At 69.9% G+C, this 18,329-nt stretch carries 16 protein-coding genes and 1 pseudogene; 7 read left to right on the forward strand and 10 right to left on the reverse strand.

The window, feature by feature from the left end:
• Window positions 1-437: 437 nt before the first annotated feature.
• The 4 genes from DSY14_RS11890 to DSY14_RS11905 form a co-directional block, all read right to left on the reverse strand.
• Entirely contained in the window at window positions 438-2,084 is a 1,647-nt protein-coding gene (locus tag DSY14_RS11890) for a cytochrome bc complex cytochrome b subunit (protein WP_211716574.1), read from the reverse strand.
• Between the two features lie 3 nt (window positions 2,085-2,087).
• Entirely contained in the window at window positions 2,088-3,227 is a 1,140-nt protein-coding gene (locus tag DSY14_RS11895) for a ubiquinol-cytochrome c reductase iron-sulfur subunit (protein ID WP_211716575.1), read from the reverse strand.
• Window positions 3,220-4,092 (reverse strand): c-type cytochrome, encoded by an 873-nt coding sequence (locus tag DSY14_RS11900; protein ID WP_307851197.1) that lies wholly within the window; start codon window positions 4,090-4,092, stop codon window positions 3,220-3,222. Before DSY14_RS11900 ends, DSY14_RS11895 begins: the two co-directional genes overlap by 8 nt.
• A 95-nt stretch (window positions 4,093-4,187) precedes the next feature.
• On the reverse strand, window positions 4,188-4,742 hold the full coding sequence (locus DSY14_RS11905) for a heme-copper oxidase subunit III (protein WP_307851195.1): 555 nt from the start codon (window positions 4,740-4,742) through the stop codon (window positions 4,188-4,190).
• Between the two features lie 555 nt (window positions 4,743-5,297).
• On the opposite strand from DSY14_RS11905, the gene DSY14_RS11910 reads away from it, so the two are divergent.
• Window positions 5,298-5,729, forward strand: a complete 432-nt coding sequence (locus tag DSY14_RS11910) for a hypothetical protein (protein ID WP_211716578.1) — start codon at window positions 5,298-5,300, stop codon at window positions 5,727-5,729.
• Between the two features lie 239 nt (window positions 5,730-5,968).
• Complete coding sequence (gene trpD, locus DSY14_RS11915; RefSeq protein WP_211716579.1) at window positions 5,969-7,090, forward strand: anthranilate phosphoribosyltransferase; 1,122 nt, start codon at window positions 5,969-5,971, stop codon at window positions 7,088-7,090.
• A 79-nt stretch (window positions 7,091-7,169) separates the two neighbouring features.
• Here trpD and DSY14_RS11920 read toward each other — a convergent pair whose 3' ends face one another.
• The 3 genes from DSY14_RS11920 to DSY14_RS11930 all read right to left on the reverse strand — a co-directional run bounded on the left by DSY14_RS11920 (window position 7,170) and on the right by DSY14_RS11930 (window position 10,026).
• The gene (locus DSY14_RS11920) at window positions 7,170-7,445 is read right to left on the reverse strand and encodes an Lrp/AsnC family transcriptional regulator (protein ID WP_211716580.1); all 276 of its coding nucleotides are present in this window, start codon (window positions 7,443-7,445) and stop codon (window positions 7,170-7,172) included.
• A 114-nt stretch (window positions 7,446-7,559) separates the two neighbouring features.
• Complete coding sequence (locus DSY14_RS11925; protein ID WP_211716581.1) at window positions 7,560-8,324, reverse strand: rhomboid family intramembrane serine protease; 765 nt, start codon at window positions 8,322-8,324, stop codon at window positions 7,560-7,562.
• Window positions 8,302-10,026: a DEDD exonuclease domain-containing protein gene (locus DSY14_RS11930; RefSeq protein WP_211716582.1), complete on the reverse strand. Its 1,725-nt coding sequence runs from the start codon at window positions 10,024-10,026 to the stop codon at window positions 8,302-8,304. Before DSY14_RS11930 ends, DSY14_RS11925 begins: the two co-directional genes overlap by 23 nt.
• 162 nt (window positions 10,027-10,188) lie before the next feature.
• Between DSY14_RS11930 and DSY14_RS11935 the strand changes: the two genes are divergently transcribed.
• The 5 genes from DSY14_RS11935 to DSY14_RS11955 all read left to right on the forward strand — a co-directional run bounded on the left by DSY14_RS11935 (window position 10,189) and on the right by DSY14_RS11955 (window position 15,632).
• Window positions 10,189-10,470, forward strand: coding sequence for a hypothetical protein (locus DSY14_RS11935; RefSeq protein WP_211716583.1), 282 nt, complete (start codon window positions 10,189-10,191; stop codon window positions 10,468-10,470).
• Window positions 10,467-11,822 carry an NYN domain-containing protein gene (locus tag DSY14_RS11940; protein WP_211716584.1) on the forward strand — a complete coding sequence of 452 codons (1,356 nt, stop codon included), beginning with the start codon at window positions 10,467-10,469 and terminating at the stop codon, window positions 11,820-11,822. The genes DSY14_RS11935 and DSY14_RS11940 overlap by 4 nt, the downstream gene beginning before the upstream one ends.
• Before the next feature lie 271 nt (window positions 11,823-12,093).
• On the forward strand, window positions 12,094-13,086 hold the full coding sequence (locus tag DSY14_RS11945; protein ID WP_211716585.1) for a C40 family peptidase: 993 nt from the start codon (window positions 12,094-12,096) through the stop codon (window positions 13,084-13,086).
• Window positions 13,087-13,408: 322 nt separating this feature from the next.
• Window positions 13,409-14,434, forward strand: a complete 1,026-nt coding sequence (locus tag DSY14_RS11950; RefSeq protein WP_307851196.1) for a C40 family peptidase — start codon at window positions 13,409-13,411, stop codon at window positions 14,432-14,434.
• A gap of 70 nt (window positions 14,435-14,504) precedes the next feature.
• A complete protein-coding gene (locus DSY14_RS11955) occupies window positions 14,505-15,632 on the forward strand; it encodes a glycosyltransferase family 4 protein (protein WP_211716587.1) in 1,128 nt (375 codons plus the stop codon).
• A gap of 381 nt (window positions 15,633-16,013) precedes the next feature.
• Here DSY14_RS11955 and DSY14_RS11960 read toward each other — a convergent pair whose 3' ends face one another.
• The 3 genes and pseudogenes from DSY14_RS11960 to DSY14_RS11970 form a co-directional block, all read right to left on the reverse strand.
• Entirely contained in the window at window positions 16,014-17,303 is a 1,290-nt protein-coding gene (locus DSY14_RS11960) for an Ig-like domain-containing protein (protein ID WP_211716588.1), read from the reverse strand.
• A 210-nt stretch (window positions 17,304-17,513) separates the two neighbouring features.
• Window positions 17,514-17,939 carry a cytochrome c oxidase subunit 4 gene (locus tag DSY14_RS11965; RefSeq protein ID WP_211716589.1) on the reverse strand — a complete coding sequence of 142 codons (426 nt, stop codon included), beginning with the start codon at window positions 17,937-17,939 and terminating at the stop codon, window positions 17,514-17,516.
• 12 nt (window positions 17,940-17,951) lie between these two features.
• Window positions 17,952-18,329 (reverse strand): annotated as a pseudogene (locus DSY14_RS11970) (cytochrome ubiquinol oxidase subunit I); the annotation flags it as partial.

Here is an 18,329-nt window from a genome sequence, read left to right on the forward strand (position 1 = left end):
CGGTGCCCGTGAGGGCGCCGACCCCCTTCGGCGTTCCGGAAGGTCGAGGGGCGCCCATAGCCCGCCCAGGAGCGCACTGGGCGGCGGGGCGAGGGCCGGCTTCTCCGAATAAGCACCGCCCCATGCCGAGGCCACAGCGGCCATCACAGGGCCGCACACGGGCACGGGGGCGGTGTGGCCACCCCGGGGTCCGTTCGGGTTACTTAGGAGAGCGGCCGTGGGGTCGGGGAGGGCGGTCGCTCGCACCGGCCGTGCCGTCCCACCGCAGGCCGGCCTCCGGCGTCGACCAGGGAACCCGCCCCGACTCACACGGAGGAACCGCCCTCCGGGACCGGTGCCGCCCCGGGGGCGACCGAACCCCGGGCCGGGAACACGACGGACCCGGCCGCACTCGGCGGCCGGGTCCGTCGTCACTTCGGGGTGATGCCCCAGGGACTCTAGTGGTCCTGGTGCTCGGCCCCATGGTGCAGGTGGTGACCGCTGTGGGCCTCCACACCGTCGAAGGAGACGTTGTCCTTCGTGTACCAGTGGGCCAGAGCGCGGCGGAGGCGTCCCATGCCCTTGCGGGCCGCGGGGTTCTCCACACCCTTGTCATCGGTCTCCGGCTCTTCCAGAGCCGTGGAGGTGATGACCGGCTTGCTCTCCAGCACGTGGGTGGTCTCGGCCGAGTTCTCCTTGTGGACCTCGATGAACTCACCGCTGGGCAGCTGCTGGATGACGCCGCTCTCGTAACCGTGTTCCAGGGTCTCCCGGTCACGGCGCTGGAGTCCCAGACAGATCCGCTTGGTCACGACGTAACCCACGACCGGACCGGCGATGGCCAGTACACGGAAGATGTACGTGGTCAGGTACAGGTCGATCGAGAAGGTCTCCGACAAGATGTCGTTCGAACCGGCGAGCCAGAGCACACCGTAGAAGACGATGCCGGCGACGCCCAGACCGGTACGGACCGGGGCGTTGCGCGGACGGTCGGCGACGTTGTGGGCACGCTTGTCACCGGTGATCCACTGCTCGATGAAGGGCCATGCGCCCAGCGCACCGAAGATCAGACCCGGCACCACCAGACCCGGCACGAGGACCGCCGTCATGACCGGGTAACCGGCGCCGATCGGGATCGTGAAGTCCAGGGTGTTCGGGAAGATGCGCAGCGAACCCTCCATGAAGCCCATGTACCAGTCCGGCTGGAGACCGGAGGTGATGGACGTCGGCGTGAAGGGGCCGAACAGGTGGATCGGGTTGATCTGAACGAACGCGCTCAGACCGGCGATCACGGCGAAGGTGAAGAAGAAGAACCCACCCGCCTTGACCGCGAAGGCCGGGAACATGGGTGTTCCGACGACCTTCTTGTCCGTTCGCCCTTGACCCGGATACTGCGTGTGCTTCTGGTGCCACAGGATCATGAAGTGGGCCACGATGAGGCCCAGCAGGATCGCCGGGATCAGCAGCACGTGCAGCATGTACAGGCGCGTGATGATGTCCTCGCCGGGGAACTCCCCGCCGAACAGGAACATCGAGACGTACGAGCCCACCAGCGGCAGCGCCAGCATCACGCCCTGGAGGATGCGCACGCCCATGCCGGAGGGCAGGTCGTCCGGCAGCGAGTAGCCGAAGAGGCCCTCGACCATGGCCAGGGTGAAGATGGCGACACCGATGAGCCAGTTGATCTCACGCGGCTTGCGGAACGCACCGGTGAAGAACACACGGAGCATGTGCACCACCAGTGAGGCCACGAAGATCAGCGCGGCCCAGTGGTGGATCTGACGCATGAGGAACCCGCCCCGGACATCGAAGTCGATGTGCAGGGTCGAGGCGAACGCCTCACTCATGGGAACGCCCTGGAGGCGCTCGTAGGAGCCGTCGTAGACGATCTCCATCATGCTCGGCTTGAACCACAGCGTGAGGAACACGCCGCTCAGGAGCAGAATGATGAACGAGTACAGCGCGATCTCGCCCAGCATGAACGACCAGTGGTTCGGGAAGACCTTGCGCAGGTTCTTCTCACCGGTCTTCGCCAGGTGGAAGCGGTCGTCGATGAAGTTGCCGACGCCGCGCAGCGCCTTGGGTGCTTGCGTGGTCTTACTCATCGACTAGTCCTTCGCGTATTCCCAGAACGTCGGCCCGGTGGGCTCGTTGAAATCACCCCGGGCGACGAGGTAACCCTCGTCGTCGACGCCGATGGGCAGCTGCGGCAGCGGCCGGTGGGCCGGGCCGAAGACGACCTTGGCGGCGTCGGCCGCGTCGAACGTGGACTGGTGGCACGGGCACAGGATCCTGTGCGTCGTGCGCTCGTACAGCGCCGCCGGGCAACCCACGTGGGTGCAGATCTTCGAGTACGCCACGATGCCCTGGTGGGTCCAGTTCAGGTGGGTCTCGTCGCTGTCCTCACGGACGGGCTCGTCCATGCCCGCCTTCCAGTCGTCCTCCGGCATCTTGATGAGCAGGATGACGGACTTGGCCTGGTCGGTGAGGCTGATCCCGTGCGGGTAGCCCTCGTCGTCCAGCGCGGGGAGGGCGGAGATCATCCCATACGGGTCGGCCTCCAGGTCCTCGGCCCTGAGGTAGCGGTGGGTGCCTTCGACGTACATGCGCATGCCGTCGGTCCACCGGGTCTTCTTCATCAGGTCACCGGGCAGGGGCCCGGTGTCGCGCAGGAGCACCACCGGCGCCAGGCCCAACGGCAGCATGGCCAGGATGAGCGTGCGGCGCATCAGCGGACGCTTGGTGAACCCGCTCTCGTCGGCGCTCTTCATGAAGAACTCGCTGAAGGAGCTCTTCTCCTCCTCCTTGGAGGGAAGGTCGTCGTAGGGCGAGCCCACCTCGTAGTGGGGCATCACGTTGCGCGCCCACACCGTCATACCGGCACCGATACCGAACATCGCCAGGGTGAGCGTGCCACCCAGCAGCATGTTCGAGTACTGGCCGATCTGCGGGTCCGCGATCGCCGGCTCCCCCGCCGCGTTCGGCGGGAAGAGGAAGTAGGAGACCAGGAACCCGATACCGCCGATGAAGGCGATGATGAACCAGACCGAGGCGAGCTTCTCGCCGCGGCGCTGCTTCTCCTCCGAGTGCTTGTGCGTCTCCGAGGCCAGGTAGGGCCCGTTGTGCTCACTCTCGGAGTGAGCCGAGGACTCGGACACCACGTCGGTGTTGTCCGTCGGGGTTCCCACGACGCGCTCGTCGGCGTCGGCACCGGCCTCGTTGTGGTCGTTGTTGTTGTTCTCAGTCATGGGCACGCTGCTTCGCGGTGATCCAGATCGCGCAGGCGATGATCAGGGACAGACCGACGGTCCACCCGATGAACCCCTCCGCCACCTGGCCGACACGCTCCAAGTCGAAGATGCCGCCGGCGTTCGGTTCCGCCTGCAGCGTCTTCACATAGGAGATGAGCTCCTGCTTCTCCTCGGGGGTGATGACGCCGTCGCTGAACATCGGCATGGCGCCGGGTCCACTGACCATGGCCTCGTAGATCTCGCGCGGAGTCGAGTCATGGATCTCGGGGGCCCAGCGGCCGTCGGTCAGGGCACCGCCGCCACCGGACCAGCTGTGGCAGTGCGCACAGTTGGTCAGGTAGAGCTTCATGCCCATGTCGACGTCGTCGGCGCCCTCGATGTAGGCGTCGTACTCGCCCTCGTACTCCTCCAGGGCGGCTTCGTAGGACGCCTCGTCCTCGAAGTCCGCGGCCTGCGGAGCGTCACCGGGCACGTCGAACGGAATGTCGGCGCCCCGGCCGTCGGTCCTGATCTCCTCGTCGTAGTACGCGATGAGGTCGACCAGGTCCTGCTCGGAGATGGCCATCGGCTTGCGCGGCATCTGGCTGTCCGGGTCCATCGACGGCATACGACCGGTGCTGACCTGGAAGTCGAGCGCGGCGGAACCGACCTCGCGGAGGTCGGGGCCGTTCGTGACCACGAGGTCGCCCTCGTCGTCCTCCGCGTACATGCCACTTCCGTCGTAGTTGTGGCAGCTCGCACAGGTCTGGTCGAAGATGGCCTTGCCGTTGGCCACGTCGACGTCCTCGGGGTCCGGGACCTCAGCCGAGAGCGTCTGCGCACGCGCCTCGTCCGAGGTGGGGGCCAGTGCGGCGAATCCCACCCCGAACAGGGCTAGCGCGAGGATGACGACGACATACCCCGCCAGGGGATGCCGTCGCCGCGCGGTAATCCATTTCACGGTTTCCCCGTTTCGGGTTACTGGATGAAGTAGATGGTGAAGAACAAAGCGACCCAGACGACGTCGACGAAGTGCCAGTAGTAGGACACGACGATCGCACTGGTCGCCTGTTGGTGAGTGAAGCGCTTCGCGGCGTACGTGCGTCCCAGCATGATGAGGAACGCGATCAAACCACCGATGACGTGGAGTCCGTGGAAGCCCGTGGTCAGGTAGAACATCGACCCGTAGGCGCTCGACTGCAGAGTCAGGCCCTCGTGGACGATGAGCTCGTAGTACTCATAGGCCTGTCCGAGGATGAAGAACAGACCCATGAAGAACGTGATGTAGAACCACATGCGCAGCTTCTTGACGTCGCCGCGCTCAGCGGCCCAGACGCCTGCCTGCGCGGTGAAGCTGGAGGCCACCAGGACCACGGTGATCGTGGAGGCCCACGGCACGTTGAGGTGGACGTCCGCCCACTCGCCGAGCTCGGGGTTCCCGTTGGTCACCGATCGGATGGTGAAGTACATCGCGAACAGCGCGGCGAAGAACATGAGTTCGTTGGCAAGCCACACGATGGTGCCAACACTCACCAGGTCAGGACGCTTTGCCGCACCATGCGCTGATGCGGTCGCTGTTTTTGGGTTCGCGGTTGCTGTCGCCACGGGAGCATTATTACGGCATCTCGCGAAGGCCCGTACCCGACCCCCCGTAAGCAGACGGATCAGTCCCGGTATCGACCGTCATCGGAACCACGGGCGATGGTGTGGCCGTGACTCGGGCGTTACTGTAGCCGCCGAGAGGCCTCCCCGGGGGCAGGGCGCGCCTCCGGAGGCGCGAAAAAGCGCGATCCGGCGCGACTGAGGCGATCCGTACCCCGCCGGAAGGCGCCCGAACCCTCCCGATCCAACGCCGAGGTATCGAAAAGATCACCGTTGGGCAACGCCACGCGCGAACACCCCGAGCGGAGCCCCTCGTGCTCCTGGCATGCTGTGGTGTCGAAGGTCTCAACGCCCCCGCCGCTCACGCACCCTCATCCGAGCCGGAGGGCGGTGAGGCAATAGAGTCGGAGTCGAACAGTCAAGAACGCCACGGTCGCAACCCCCCACGGCGGCGGCCGCGGACCGACGCGATGGGACGGTTGCGCGATGAGCGGTACGGACACGGACGCCAGGATGCGCGTGCTGGTCTACAGCGACAAGGCGGACACCCGTGATCAGGTGCGGGCGGCCATCGGCCGTCGGCCGGCCACCGATGTCCCCAAGGTCGAGTTCGTCGAGTGCGCGACCGCGCCCGGCGCGCTGCGCAAGCTGGAGTCCAAGGACCCCGCCGAGCGCATCGACGTCGCCATCTTCGACGGCGAGGCCGCGCCCACCGGTGGGATGGGCCTGTGCCGTCAGGTCAAGGACGAGATCTTCCGCTGCCCGCCGGTGCTCCTCCTCGTGGGCCGCCGCGACGACGGTTGGCTGGCGACCTGGTCCCAGGCCGACCAGGTGGTGAGCCACCCCATCGACCCGGTGGCGCTCGCCGAGGCGCTGGCCGGGCTCATGCGCGAGCGCGCGGTCGCGCTCCACGGGTGAACCGGTGGGGCGTGCCGCACACGGCCGGCTGACGGCCGCAAGGGACAACGGCGAGAGGGACATGCGCCGCCGACTCGTGGTGGGCGGGGCTCTCCATCACGGCGCCGACATCGGGCGATGGCGCGTCCGCGCCGACATCGCACTCTCTCCCGTCGGGGAACGCTGAGCGCGGCGGGCACCTTCGTGTGCCCGCCCCCGGCGTCCCGCCCACCGTCCACGCCCTTCAGCCAGGAGTCCACATGAACGTCCCCACCCCCGCGGCCGCCCCGGCCGAGAACAACGCGCTCGATACCGGCGCCCCCGAGGTCTCCGCCGTCGAGGAACGGACCTGGTCCCACCTCATCACCGCCCTCCTGGGCGGTGTCTCCCTCAGCGCGGCCGACACCACGTGGGCGATGAACGAGATCATGTCGGGTTCGGCGACCGACGCCCAGGTCGCCGGGTTCGCGATCGCCCTGCGCGCCAAGGGCGAGGCCGTGTCCGAGGTGACCGGTCTGGCGCAGGGCATGCTCGACCACGCCGTGCGCATCGAGGTGCCCGGCCCCACGCTCGACATCGTCGGGACCGGTGGCGACCGTGCGCACACCGTGAACGTGTCCACCATGGCGGCGATCGTGGCCGCCGCCGCGGGTGCCCGGGTGGTCAAGCACGGCAACCGGGCGGCGTCCTCCTCCTGCGGAACGGCCGACGTGCTGGAGCGGCTGGGCGTGGTCCTGGACCTGCCGCCGGAGCTGACCGTGCGCACGGCCGAGAAGGCCGGGATCGCCTTCTGTTTCGCTCCGCTGTTCCACCCGTCGCTGCGGTACGCGGCCAAACCCCGCCGTGAGCTGGCGGTGCCGACGGTGTTCAACTTCCTGGGGCCGCTGACCAACCCCGCCCGACCGACCACCTCGGCGATCGGGGTGTTCGACGAGCGCATGTGCGAGGTGATCGCCGGCGTCTTCGCGCGCCGCGGCTCCACCGCGTTGGTGTTCCGGGGCGACGACGGTCTGGACGAGCTGACCACGACCACCACGTCGACCGTCTGGGTGGTCGACCGCGGCCAGGCCCGCCGTGAGCGTCTGGACCCGGCGGACCTGGGGATCGCCCGCTCGACCCCGGACGACCTGCGCGGGGGCGACGTGGAGTTCAACGCCCAGGCGGTACGCGACATGGTGGCGGGGCGGACCGGTCCGGTCCGGGACGCGGTCCTGCTCAACGCCGGGGCCGCGCTGGCGGCGGTCGACGGGATCGAGGGGGACCTGACCGAGGCGGTACGGGTCGGCTACGAGCGTGCCGCCGCCGCGGTCGACGGTGGTGCGGCGGAGCGGTTGCTGGAGGCCTGGGTGCGCACCAGCCGGGAACTCGCCGAGAGCGTCTGATCGAGCACGAGGAGGGGGCGTGGTGGACCGGGTCCACCACGCCCCCTCGGTCGTCCGGTCCCGCGTGGGCGCTCCGGGGTCACCAGCCGATGGCGAAGGCGGACTCCAGGTCGTGCTTGGAGTAGGCCTGGAACGAGATGTGGGTGTCGGAGGAGATCACACCGGGCACCTTGTTGACCCGACCGGGGATGACGTCGGCCAGGTCCTCGTGGCGCCGGACCCGCACCATGGCGATGAGGTCGACGCCGCCGGTCACGGAGTAGACCTCGCTGACCCCCTCGATGTCGGCGATGGCCTCGGCGACCTCGGGGATGCGGTGGACGTCGGCCTTGATCATGACGATCGCGGTGATCACTGTGCCTCCTGGGCGTTCGTGGTGCGGGGCGGGGCGGGCTCCGGTCGGTGTTCGTCGCCGGGCCCGTTGCGCTCCGGCCCGTGTTCGGCGCCCCCGTGGTGCACCGGGCGGTGTCTAGTAAACATCCGAGAGCCGCGTGCCCGAACGCCAGCGCAACCGGTAGACCGCCAGCCCCGCGATCACCCCGGCGACGAAACCGTAGACGTGCGCCGCGTAGGCCACGCCGGATCCGGAGCCCGGGGCGGTCGAGGATGTGACGTAGAGAAGATACTGAAGCGCGAAGTAGCTGCCCACCACGGCCCACCCGGGCAGACGCATCGGGATCAGCCCGAACACGAGGGTGGTGACCCGGCTGCGGAACTGGACCACGAGGTAGGCGCCGAGCACACCGGAGATGGCCCCGGAGGCGCCGATCATGGGGATGCCCCCGTCCAGGTCGACCAGCGCGTGCCCGTAGGCCGCGACCACGCCGGTGACCAGGTACAGCAGCAGGAAGCGCACCTTGCCGATGCGGTCCTCGACCACGGGGCCGAACACGAACAGGTACACCATGTTGCCGAGCAGGTGGGCGGCCCCACCGTGCAGGAACATCGAGCTGAACACCGAGAACCAGACGACCTTGCCGTCGATGGGGCCGCACTCGGGGGTGAGCGGTTCGGCCTGGGCGACCCGGCCGAGCATCTCGTCGGGGATGGCGCCCCACCGCATGAAGTAGGCGTCGATCGCGCACAGTCGTTCGACCATGTCGACCGGATACCAGACGGCGGTGGCCGCCTGCGGTGAGAGCAGGTAGACGAGGACGTTCACCGCGATCAGGCCGTAGGCCACGACCGGGGCACGGCGGACGGGGTGGTCGTCATTGAGCGGAATCGCGGCCATGGGCCCAGTGTGTCATCGGGGTGTGCGCTTCGGCGCCGCGCAACGGGCATGTCCAGTCACCTTCGATCTCGACCAGACGGGTGCCGGGAGCCACGAGCCAGTCCAGGATCAGTTCGGTCTCCCCCGCGGTGGCGTTGGGAACGGGCCCCGGGCCGGGCGGAACGCGTTCGGCGGTGGCGGTGAGGGAGTTCAGGAAGGCGGTGGGGTCGGTGCCCGGGGTGAGGACCGAGCAGGCGGCCAGGCGACCGTGGCGGACCACGACCGTCTCCCACCCGGTGCCGCCCGCCCGTGAGGCGACCAGGTGCGGGACGGCGGCGATCGCGGTGAGGCGCTGGGCCCGCCGCGCACCGCGAAGGAAGGCCAGCAGGCGGTCGCGCAGGCCCGCCGCCTCCTCGTAGCGCAGGTCGGCGGCCAACGCGCCGATGCGGTCGGTGAGGGCGTCCACGACCACCGAGGGGTCGCCGGTCATCGCGGTGCGGGCCGCGTCGGCGTGGACGGTGTAGTCCTCCAGGGGCTCGGTCCCGTCGCAGGGGGCGCCGCACCGGCCCAGCTGGGCGAGAACGCACCGGGGCACCACGCGCTCCGGCGGGGCGAAGGTGTGGGTGCACTGGCGCAGCGGCAGCGCGTGCAGGAGCGCCTCGCGTGCCTCCTCCGCGGCCCGGGCGGAGGTGTAGGGCCCCACGTGAGGGGCGTCGTCGCGCACACCCCGGACGATCGACAGGCGCGGGTAGGCCTCGGTCGTGAGCTTGACCCAGCGGGCGTTCTCCGGGTGACGGGAACGCCGGTTGAACGGCGGTTTGCGCTCGGCGATGATCCGCAGTTCGCGGACCGAGGCCTCCAGTTCGGTGGCGCAGACGATGGGCGTGACCCCCGCCACCATGCCCGCCATCTCCCGGATCCGACGGCGCGACTCGGCGGCGGTGAAGTACGAGGCGACCCGGCGGCGCAGGTTGTTGCTCTTGCCGACGTACAGACTCCGCCCTCGGGCGTCGGTGAACACGTAGACGCCGGGACGCTCCGGCAGGTCCTCAGCCAGGTGACGGCGGGCCTTCTGGGCGCGCGTGGCGGGTTTGGCGACCGCGCGCAGCTCCTCCAGGCTCGTGACGCCGAGCGGGGTGAGCCGCGCGATGAGCCCGTTGAGCACGTCCACGGTGGCACGCGCGTCGTCCAGCGCCCGGTGGTTGGGCGTGACGTGGGCTCCGAAGTAGGCGGCGAGCGTCCCCAGCCGATGGTTGCGGACCTGCGGCGCGGGCAGCAGCGCACGGGCCAGGCGCAGGGTGTCGACGACCGGCGGTGCCGGCCATTCCCGTCCTTCGCGCTCACAGGCGGCCTTGAGGAATCCGGTGTCGAAGGGCGCGTTGTGGGCGACCAGGACGGTGCCGGGTTCGGCGGTGAGCAGGGCGAGCAGGTCGGGAAGAACGTCGGCGATCGGCGGGGCCGTGGCCACCATCGACTGGGTGATGCCGGTCAACAGGGTGATGTTGGCGGGGATGAGCACACCGGGGTTCACGAGGGTGGTGTACTCGTCCACGACCGCGCCGCCGCGGACCCGCACCGCGCCGATCTCGGTGATGTGGGACGTGGACGCACCGGTTCCCGTGGTCTCCAGGTCGACGATCACGAAGGTGACCCCGGCCAGTGGTGTACCGAGGTCGTCGATGCTGGTCTGGTCGCCGAGGGGCGCCGAGGGCTGTCGAACCACGCGGTCAGGGTAGTCGGGGGTGGGGACCGAACCCGTCCGCGATGTCGGTCGGCCCACCCGACATGGAAAGATGTGGGTGAGAGCGGGCCGCCGTGACGTCGAGTGACCGAGGTGTCGCACGACGGCGACGGCCACGACCACGCAACGAAACGAGGAGGAACCGTGGGGATCGCGATGCCGGGCGACAATGAGCGTTGGCGGTGCACCGGGTGCGGCAATCTCACGCGGTTCGACGTGACCCGCACCGTGCGTTCGCAGGACTACGTGCACCAGGAGCTGTCCGGTGCCGGTGTCGTGGAGGAGCGCACCGTGCTCGCGGAGACGATCGAACGGGTGAAGTGCCGCTGGTGCGGCGCCACCGACAGTGTGGAGATCGTTCCCCGCCCGGACGCCGAACAGTCGGTCCCCGACTCCTCGGCGGAGAGCTCGACGGGTTCGGCATGAGCACCGGCCCGGAGACGGGCGGACCGGATGACGACGACCGGTCCGAGCGGGGTGAGCAGGGCGAACGGCTCCTGCGTCCCCTGCCCGAACCGGTGCGGGCACGGGTGGTGGAGTACGGGTCCGACGTCCTGGGCGGCATGCGCCCGTCGGACCTGCCTCCGGTGCTGCGCAGAGTGGCCAAGTTCGAGCCGCGCCGACGCGCGCGCCTGGCCGGACCGCAGATCGCCGCCCGTCTGGAGAGCGACCCCGGGTTCCGTGAGCTCGTCGCCGCCCGGGTGGAGCAGGTCTGGCCCGAACTCGCCGAGGGCATGAGGGCGGGGGTCGTGCCCCCCGCGGCCGACCCCGTGGCGGTGGCGGCCTGTGCCTACCTGCTCCGACCCGAGGGCTGGTCCCGGATCATCGAGGACGTCCACCTGGAGCTGGAGCGTCGGCACAGCGCCAAGGAGGTCGACGAGGCCGAGAAGTCCCTGGAGGAGGTCCGCCGGGAGCTTCGGGAGACCCGTGACGGTCACCAGGCGGAGCTGGAGCGCCTGCGCGCCTCGATCGGCGACCAGCGCACCGAGATCGCCGAACTGCGCCGCAAGGTGCACCACGAACGCCGACGCGCCCGGAGCGCCGCCTCCGAGGCCGAACAGGCCGTGGCCGAGTACCGGGAGCGGCGCGGGGAGACCGAGAGCCGGGTGAACACCCTGGAGGTGGAGAACCGGCGGCTGCGGTCGCGACTGGCCGACGCCGAGGCCCAGGTGGAGAACGCCCGCCGTGCGGTGCGCACCGGACGCAACGCCGACGAGGCCCGCCTGCGCGTGCTGTTGGACGTCCTGGTGGACGCCTCGCACGGACTGCGGCGCGAGCTGGCCCTGCCCACCGGCCTCGACAGCCCGGCCGACCTGGTCGCCGAGGCCCAGGAGGAGCTGCGTCGGGTGTCGCTGGGCGGTCTGCCCGACGACGACCCGGGGCTGTTGGAGCACCTCCTGACCGTCCCGCGGGTGCACCTGTTGGTGGACGGCTACAACGTCACCAAGACCGGATACGGGAACCTGCCGCTGGCCGACCAGCGCAACCGTCTGCTCGCCTCGTTGGAGGGGCTGGCCAGCCGGACCAAGGCGGAGATCACCTGCGTGTTCGACGGCGCCGACGTCGACGCGCCCCCGGTGGCGCCCAGCCGACGGGTCCGGTTGCTGTTCAGCGCCCCCGGGGAGACCGCCGACGAACTCATCGTCCGTCTGGTGCGGGCCGAACCACCGGGCCGGCCGATCGCCGTGGTCACCTCCGACAAGGAGATCGTCAGCGCGGTCCGCGCCGCCGGCGCGCGGGCGGTGCCCTCCCTGATCTTCCTGCGACGAATCGACTGAGAAACGCCCGTTGTGACCACCCTCACCGCCGTATCGCGTGGTGCCGGGGGCTGGTTGTGGTTGAGAGGGGAAGGCCGGTCCGCTAGGTTCTTCCCGAACGTGAGTGCTTCGTCGGATAGCAAGGACACCCCTGTGTCCTCCCCCGTCCGGACGAAGACCCGCACACTCGTGTCAGGCCCGTGCGCATCGCGCATCGCGGGTCGCCCCCATCTTTTTTCCGTCTCCCAGACACCCCTGCGGACTTCTCAGAACTCAAGGAGCGTGGCCCGCCATGAAGAACCCCGGTGGTCGGCGTACGGCTCGCCGAATCGCTACGACCGGCCTCGGCGTGGTCGCCGCCGGCACCTTCATCGCCCCAGGTATCGCACATGCGGAGCCGACCCAGGACGAGGTCGAGGACCGCATCGAGGAACTGAACCAGGAGGCCTCGGAGGCCGTCGAGGCCTACAACCAGGCCGACGAGGACTACGAGGCGGCCAAGGCCGCCTACGACGAACTCGACGAGCAGGTCGGCGACGAACAGGACCGCTACGACGACCTGCGCGAGCAGGTCCAGCAGTTCGCCAACGCCACCTACCAGGGCGGTGAACTCAACTCCACCACGAACATCCTCACCTCGGACGGTCCCGAGGCCCTGCTGGAGCAGAACGCCGACCTGAACTACCTGTCGGACGCCCAGCAGGCGCAGCTCGACGACTTCGGCGACTCCTCCGAGCGTCTCTTCGCGCTCAAGGACGAGGCCGAGAAGTCGCTGGAGGAGGCCGAGGAGGCCCTCGACGAGGCCGAGGAGGCCAAGGACGAGGTCGAGTCCGCCATCGAGGAGCAGCAGGAGCTCCTGGAGCAGTTCCCCGACGCGGACGCCTCCACCGAGGGCGCGGACGACAGCGGGGGCCAGGCCCACACCGGTAGTGGCAACGCCTCCTCCGCGCTGGACTTCGCCTACTCCAAGGTGGGCGTGCCCTACGTCTACGGCGGCACCGGCCCCAACGGCTACGACTGCTCCGGGCTGGTCCAGGCCTCCTGGCGCGCCGCCGGAGTGAACCTGCCGCGCACCACCTACGCGCAGGCCGAGGTGGGCACCCGCATCAACGACATGAGCGCGCTCCAGCCAGGCGACATCATGTTCTTCTCCGGAGTGGGCCACAACGGCCTGTACGCCGGCAACGGCCAGATGGTGCACGCCCCGCGCACCGGCCGCAACATCGAGGTCGTGGGGCTGGCCGCCTACTGGGCCGGCCAGTTCGAGTTCGCCGTGCGTCTGTAGTCCAACCGCACGGTCCTGCGCTCAGGCCGTCGTCCCGCTTGCGGGGCGACGGCCTTTTCGTGTCCCGCGGAGGCGCGGAACGGTATTTCGGACAGACCGCCCCTTGCAGCGGAACGTCACGAAACAGTTGAGAGCCACCCAAGGGATGCACTACTGTTCATCGCCGAGCGTGGTCGCTCCTCTTCACCGAACCCCGTCGGTGACGACCGCGCCCGGGTCGGGCACGCCCCGCAGCCTTTCGGTCGACCTCTTCGACTCCGTCCCGCCCGGTGCACTCCCTTGACCCCGCATGTCCCGGGGCGAGGGGAGAAAGGTGTTGCCAGTGTCTGCATTCCGTGGCGTCCCGGGCCGCCGCTCGGCCGTCATCGCCGCGATCTGCCTCGGGGCGTTCCTGGTCCCCTCCGCCGTCGCGCACGCCGAACCGACCGCCGACGACGTACGCGAGGAGATCGAGGGCCTCGAAGAGGAGTTCATCGAACTCAACGCGGCCTACAACGACGCCAAGGAGGCGCACGAGACCGCCGAGGAGAAGCTGGAGGAGCTCCTCGACGACATCGCGACCGCCGAGGAGACCATCGAGGAGCTCAGCGGCGGGGTGCGCACCCTGGCCAACGTCGCCTACACCGGCGTGGACCCGACCTCGCCCACCCAGCTGATCGGCGCCACCGGGCCGGAGGAGGCCCTGGAACACCAGGCCGACCTCACCTACCTCTCCGACCAGCAGCAGGCCGGCCTGGACCAGTACGTCGAGGAACTGGCGCACCTGGAGTCGCTGCGCACCGAGGCCGAGACCACCGAGGAGAGCGCCGCCGACGCTCTGGACGAGGCGGAGCAGGCCACCGAGGAGGCAGAGGAGGCCATCGCCGAGCAGGAGGAACTGCTCAACGAACTCACCGCCGAGGAACAGGCCGCCGCCACCGAGAACGTCTCCAACGACGACGCCGGCAGCGGGGGCGGAGGCGGGGGCGGCAACTACACCGGCCCGGCCACCGGCAACGCGCAGGTCGCCCTGGACTTCGCCTACAACCAGATCGGCAAGCCCTACGTCTGGGGCGGTACCGGCCCCAACGGCTACGACTGCTCCGGGCTGACGCAGGCCGCGTGGGCCCAGGCCGGGGTGAACCTGCCGCGCACCACCTACGACCAGGTCAACGCCGGCCAGCGGGTCTCCTGGGAGAACAAGCAGCCGGGCGACCTGTTGTTCTTCTACGGCGCGAGCCCCGACCACGTGGGCCTGTACGCGGGCGACGGCGTGATGGTGCACGCCTCCACGTCCTCGCGACCCATCGGCACGGTCACCCTCAACGACTACTACCGCGCGAACTTCGTCACCGCCGTCCGGCCGTGACACACCGCTGAACGGGGCCCGTGGCGCGTGCGCCACGGGCCCCGCGCGTGTACGCCCTAGACTCGCCAGGGTGTCGCGCACCCTGATCATCACCAACGACTTCCCGCCCCGCGCGGGCGGCATCGAGTCCTTCGTGCACGAGCTCGCCCTGCGCCGTCCCGGCGGATCCGTCGTGGTGTACTGCTCCTCCCCCACCGCCGCCGACCATGCGGCCGACCCGTACTTCGACCTGCGTCAGCCCTTCCCGATCGTGCGGGACGCGTCCCGGGTCCTGCTGCCCACCCCGCGGGTGCGGCGGCGGGCCGAGGTCATCGCGGAGCTGGAGGGGTGCGACTCGGTGCTGTACGGCGCCGCCGCCCCCCTGGGCCTGGTGGCATCGGGTCTGCGCCCCCGACGGCAGGTGGCCCTCACCCACGGGCACGAGACCGGGTGGACGGTCGTCCCCGGTGCCGCCGCCGCGTTGCGCCGGATCGGCGACGGCGTGGACACCGTGACCTACCTGGGCGAGTACACCCGCCGCAGGCTGGCCCGATCCCTGTCCCCCGCCGCCACCGGCCGCATGCGACGCCTGGCGCCCGGGGTGGACACCGACCGTTTCCGCCCCGGGGCCGGGGGCGGGCGGGTACGCGAACGCCTGGGGTTGGGCGACCGCCCCGTGGTGGTGTGCGTGTCCCGCATGGTGCCGCGCAAGGGGCAGGACATCCTGATCCGGGCCTGGCCCCGGGTGCTGGCGGACGTTCCCGACGCGGTGCTGCTGTTGGTCGGGGACGGCCCCCACGCCGCCCGGCTACGGTCGGCCGCGGCCGGACTGGACTCGGTGCGCTTCACGGGCCCGGTCCCGGCCGAGGAACTGCCCGCCCACTACGACGCGGGCGACGTGTTCGCCATGCCGTGCCGGACCCGGCGGAGCGGTCTGGACGTGGAGGGGCTGGGGATGGTCTACCTGGAGGCGTCGGCGACGGGGCTGCCGGTGGTGGCCGGGGCGTCGGGTGGTGCCCCGGACACGGTCCTGGAGGGTGAGACCGGCCACGTGGTGGACGGTTCCGTGCCCGGGCCGACCGCCCGGGCGATCATTCGGCTCCTGAAGGACCCCGAGCGCGCCGCCCTGATGGGCGCACGAGGCCGCGCGTGGGTGGCGCGCACCTGGACCTGGGATCACACCCTCGCGCGCCTTGACGGCCTCCTGGGGGGCTCCTGACCACCCTCCCCGGATCGGGGAGCGCGGTCGGCGGTCGCGCGCCTCGCCCTCGGGGGTCCGATCGCGGGCCTTCCACGGACGCACATGTCCCACACCGTGACGTGTCCGGATACACCGGATCCGCGCCATGGAGGGTGCGCGCACAGGCGACCCCTCACGTCAGTGGGTTCGGCGTCCGCACCCGGGCCCCTGAGCCACGCCGGGCGTGCGTCCGGGCGCCGGCGGACGGTGCCTCCCGGAACCCACGGAGGTGCCGAGGGTGGGATCGCGGGAAACGAGCCATCACAGGCCCTGAAGGATCCCGACCGCTCGGGCACCCGAACACGGGCCTGAGCACGGCGGAGGCCCCGACCGAACGCGAAGAGGCACCGGCCAGGCCTTCTACAGGCCCTCACCGTGGACGACGCCGGGTGTGCCCGAACCGTCCGTGCTCTGGGGTTCGCCGGTGACGCTGTGGGACAGCCACTCCTCCCAGGAGCGCTGGTAGAAGCCCCATCCGTTGTCCCACTCCAGGTCACGGTCGGTACCGGTGGTGTCCAGGACGTCGCCCATGAGCGCCTGGTCGTGGAACCAGCGCGCGTCCTCGGTCGACATGTTGGTGCAGCCGTTGGAGGTGTTGGCGCCGCCGAGGTTGCCCGCGTTCCAGGGGGCGGCGTGGGTGAACTCGCCGCTGTTGGAGGTGCGCACGGCCCAGTCGACGTCGAGTCGGTAATGGCCGGGGGACCCCTCGGGGATGCCGACCGTGGCGGAGTCCATCACGAGGGACTCGTACTTCTCCATGGTGAGGTGGACGCCGGAGGTCGTGGTGTTGAAGCGTTCCTCGGCCGCGCCGTTGCTCACCGGGATGGTGCGGACGGTCTCGCCGTCCACGGTCACGTCCATCTCGTGGTCGGGGACGTGCATGGTGGAGATCATCTCGCGGCCGACCTCGAACTCGATCCGGCGGTCCGCCACCCCGTAGACGCCCTCGGAGGCCTCCACTCCGGCCAGCCGCAGGTCGACCGTGATCTCCTGGTAGGGCTCCCAGTACTCCACGGGGCGAAAGACCGCCATCTCGTCGGAGACCCAGTTCCAGGCGCCCTCGGTCTCCTCCTCCGCCACTACCTCGATGGAGTTCTCCACCTGCTCCTTGTTGGTGACGGGCAGGTCGAAGTTGACGATGACGGGCATGCCGACCCCGACGGTCTGCCCGGAGGTGGGGAAGTTGGAGACCAGCTCCAGCCGTTGCCCCTCGGTGGCCTCCAGGGTGGTGAACTCGGAGACGAACTCGCTCTCCTCACCGTCGTCGTCGGTCGCCGTGGCCGTGACGGTGACCGCCGAGCCGGGGTGCAGGTTCCAGTCGGCCACCCAGGCGTCTCCGGCCTCGTTGAGGGTGCCCGTGAGGTCGAGGACGTCGGGCGCCTCGTCCCCCTCCTCGTCTCCGTTGGCGGCCTCCGAGGGGTCGACCTGCTCGATGCGCACGTCGGTGATGGTGCCGCCGTCGGTCTCGACGCGGACGGGGGTGTTGGGCGCAACCTCGGCGGCCCCGGGTTCGGGCGTGATGGTGACCTCGGGCCCGGCCGCCTCCTCGTCCTGGGGCCGAGGCTCGGGCTCCCCTTCGGAGGTGCAGGCGCTGAGCAGGACGAGCACGGCCGTCGCCGTGACCGCTCGTAGGTGGACTCGTCGCTTCACACAGACCTCCAACGTCCGTTCGGTGGACACGCGAGCCGGGCCGGCGAGGGCCGGAGCGCTCTCTGCGCTCCGGGGCCACGGTAAGGGAAAAACCCCGGCGCCCGGAGCGGGATCCTCACGGACCCGCGTCCGGCCACCGGGGCGGTGACACAGATATCTTACCCTGAGTGACGCGAAGCTCTCAAAGAGTCACGGCGCCTCTGGGTGACCTCAGTGCTGGAACTCCTTGCGGTAGTACTCGAAGATCCAGCCGATCGAGGTCAGGATGATGGCGAAGAAACCGGTGATCACCATCCACCAGCCGATCGCCACGCCGACCGCGGTGAAGGCCACGGCCAACGCGACGAACATCGGCCACCAGCTGTGCGGGCTGAAGAACCCGTACTCACCGGCGTTCTCGGCGATCTCACCGTCGAGCCGCTCCTCGGCCGGAAGGCCGTGGAAGTGCTCGCTGCGGCGAGCCGCCTGCCAGAGCCAGAAGCCGATCATCCAGCCGAAGCCGATGGACACGACCAGCGCGGTGGTACCGGCCCACTCGATCTCGCCGGTGTCCTGGAGAGACCAGTAGATGTACAGGGCGGCGGCCAGACCGAAGAAGGTCGAGATGCCCATGAACAGGTAGGCCTGCATCTTCATGTGCGCGCTCCCCTACTTCTTCTCGGCACCGGCGGCGACGGCACCGGGTGCCGCTGCGTGCGGGTGGTTGAGGTCGAAGGCCGGACGCTCGGACCGGATGCGCGGCAGCGACGTGAAGTTGTGCCGCGGCGGCGGGCACGAGGTGGCCCACTCCAGGGAGCATCCGTAGCCCCACGGGTCGTCGACGGTGACCAGCGGCGCCCTCTTCGCGGTGATGTAGATGTTCCAGAAGAAGATGAGCGTCGAGGCCGCGAGCACGAACGAGGAGATCGACGAGATCTGGTTCAGCTCGGTGAAGCCGTCGTCGGGCAGGTAGTCGGCGTAACGACGCGGGAAGCCCGCGGCGCCCAGCCAGTGCTGCACCAGGAACGTGCCGTGGAAGCCCAGGAA

This window comes from Nocardiopsis sp. MG754419 (genome assembly GCF_018207095.1).
Lineage (GTDB): Bacteria > Actinomycetota > Actinomycetes > Streptosporangiales > Streptosporangiaceae > Nocardiopsis.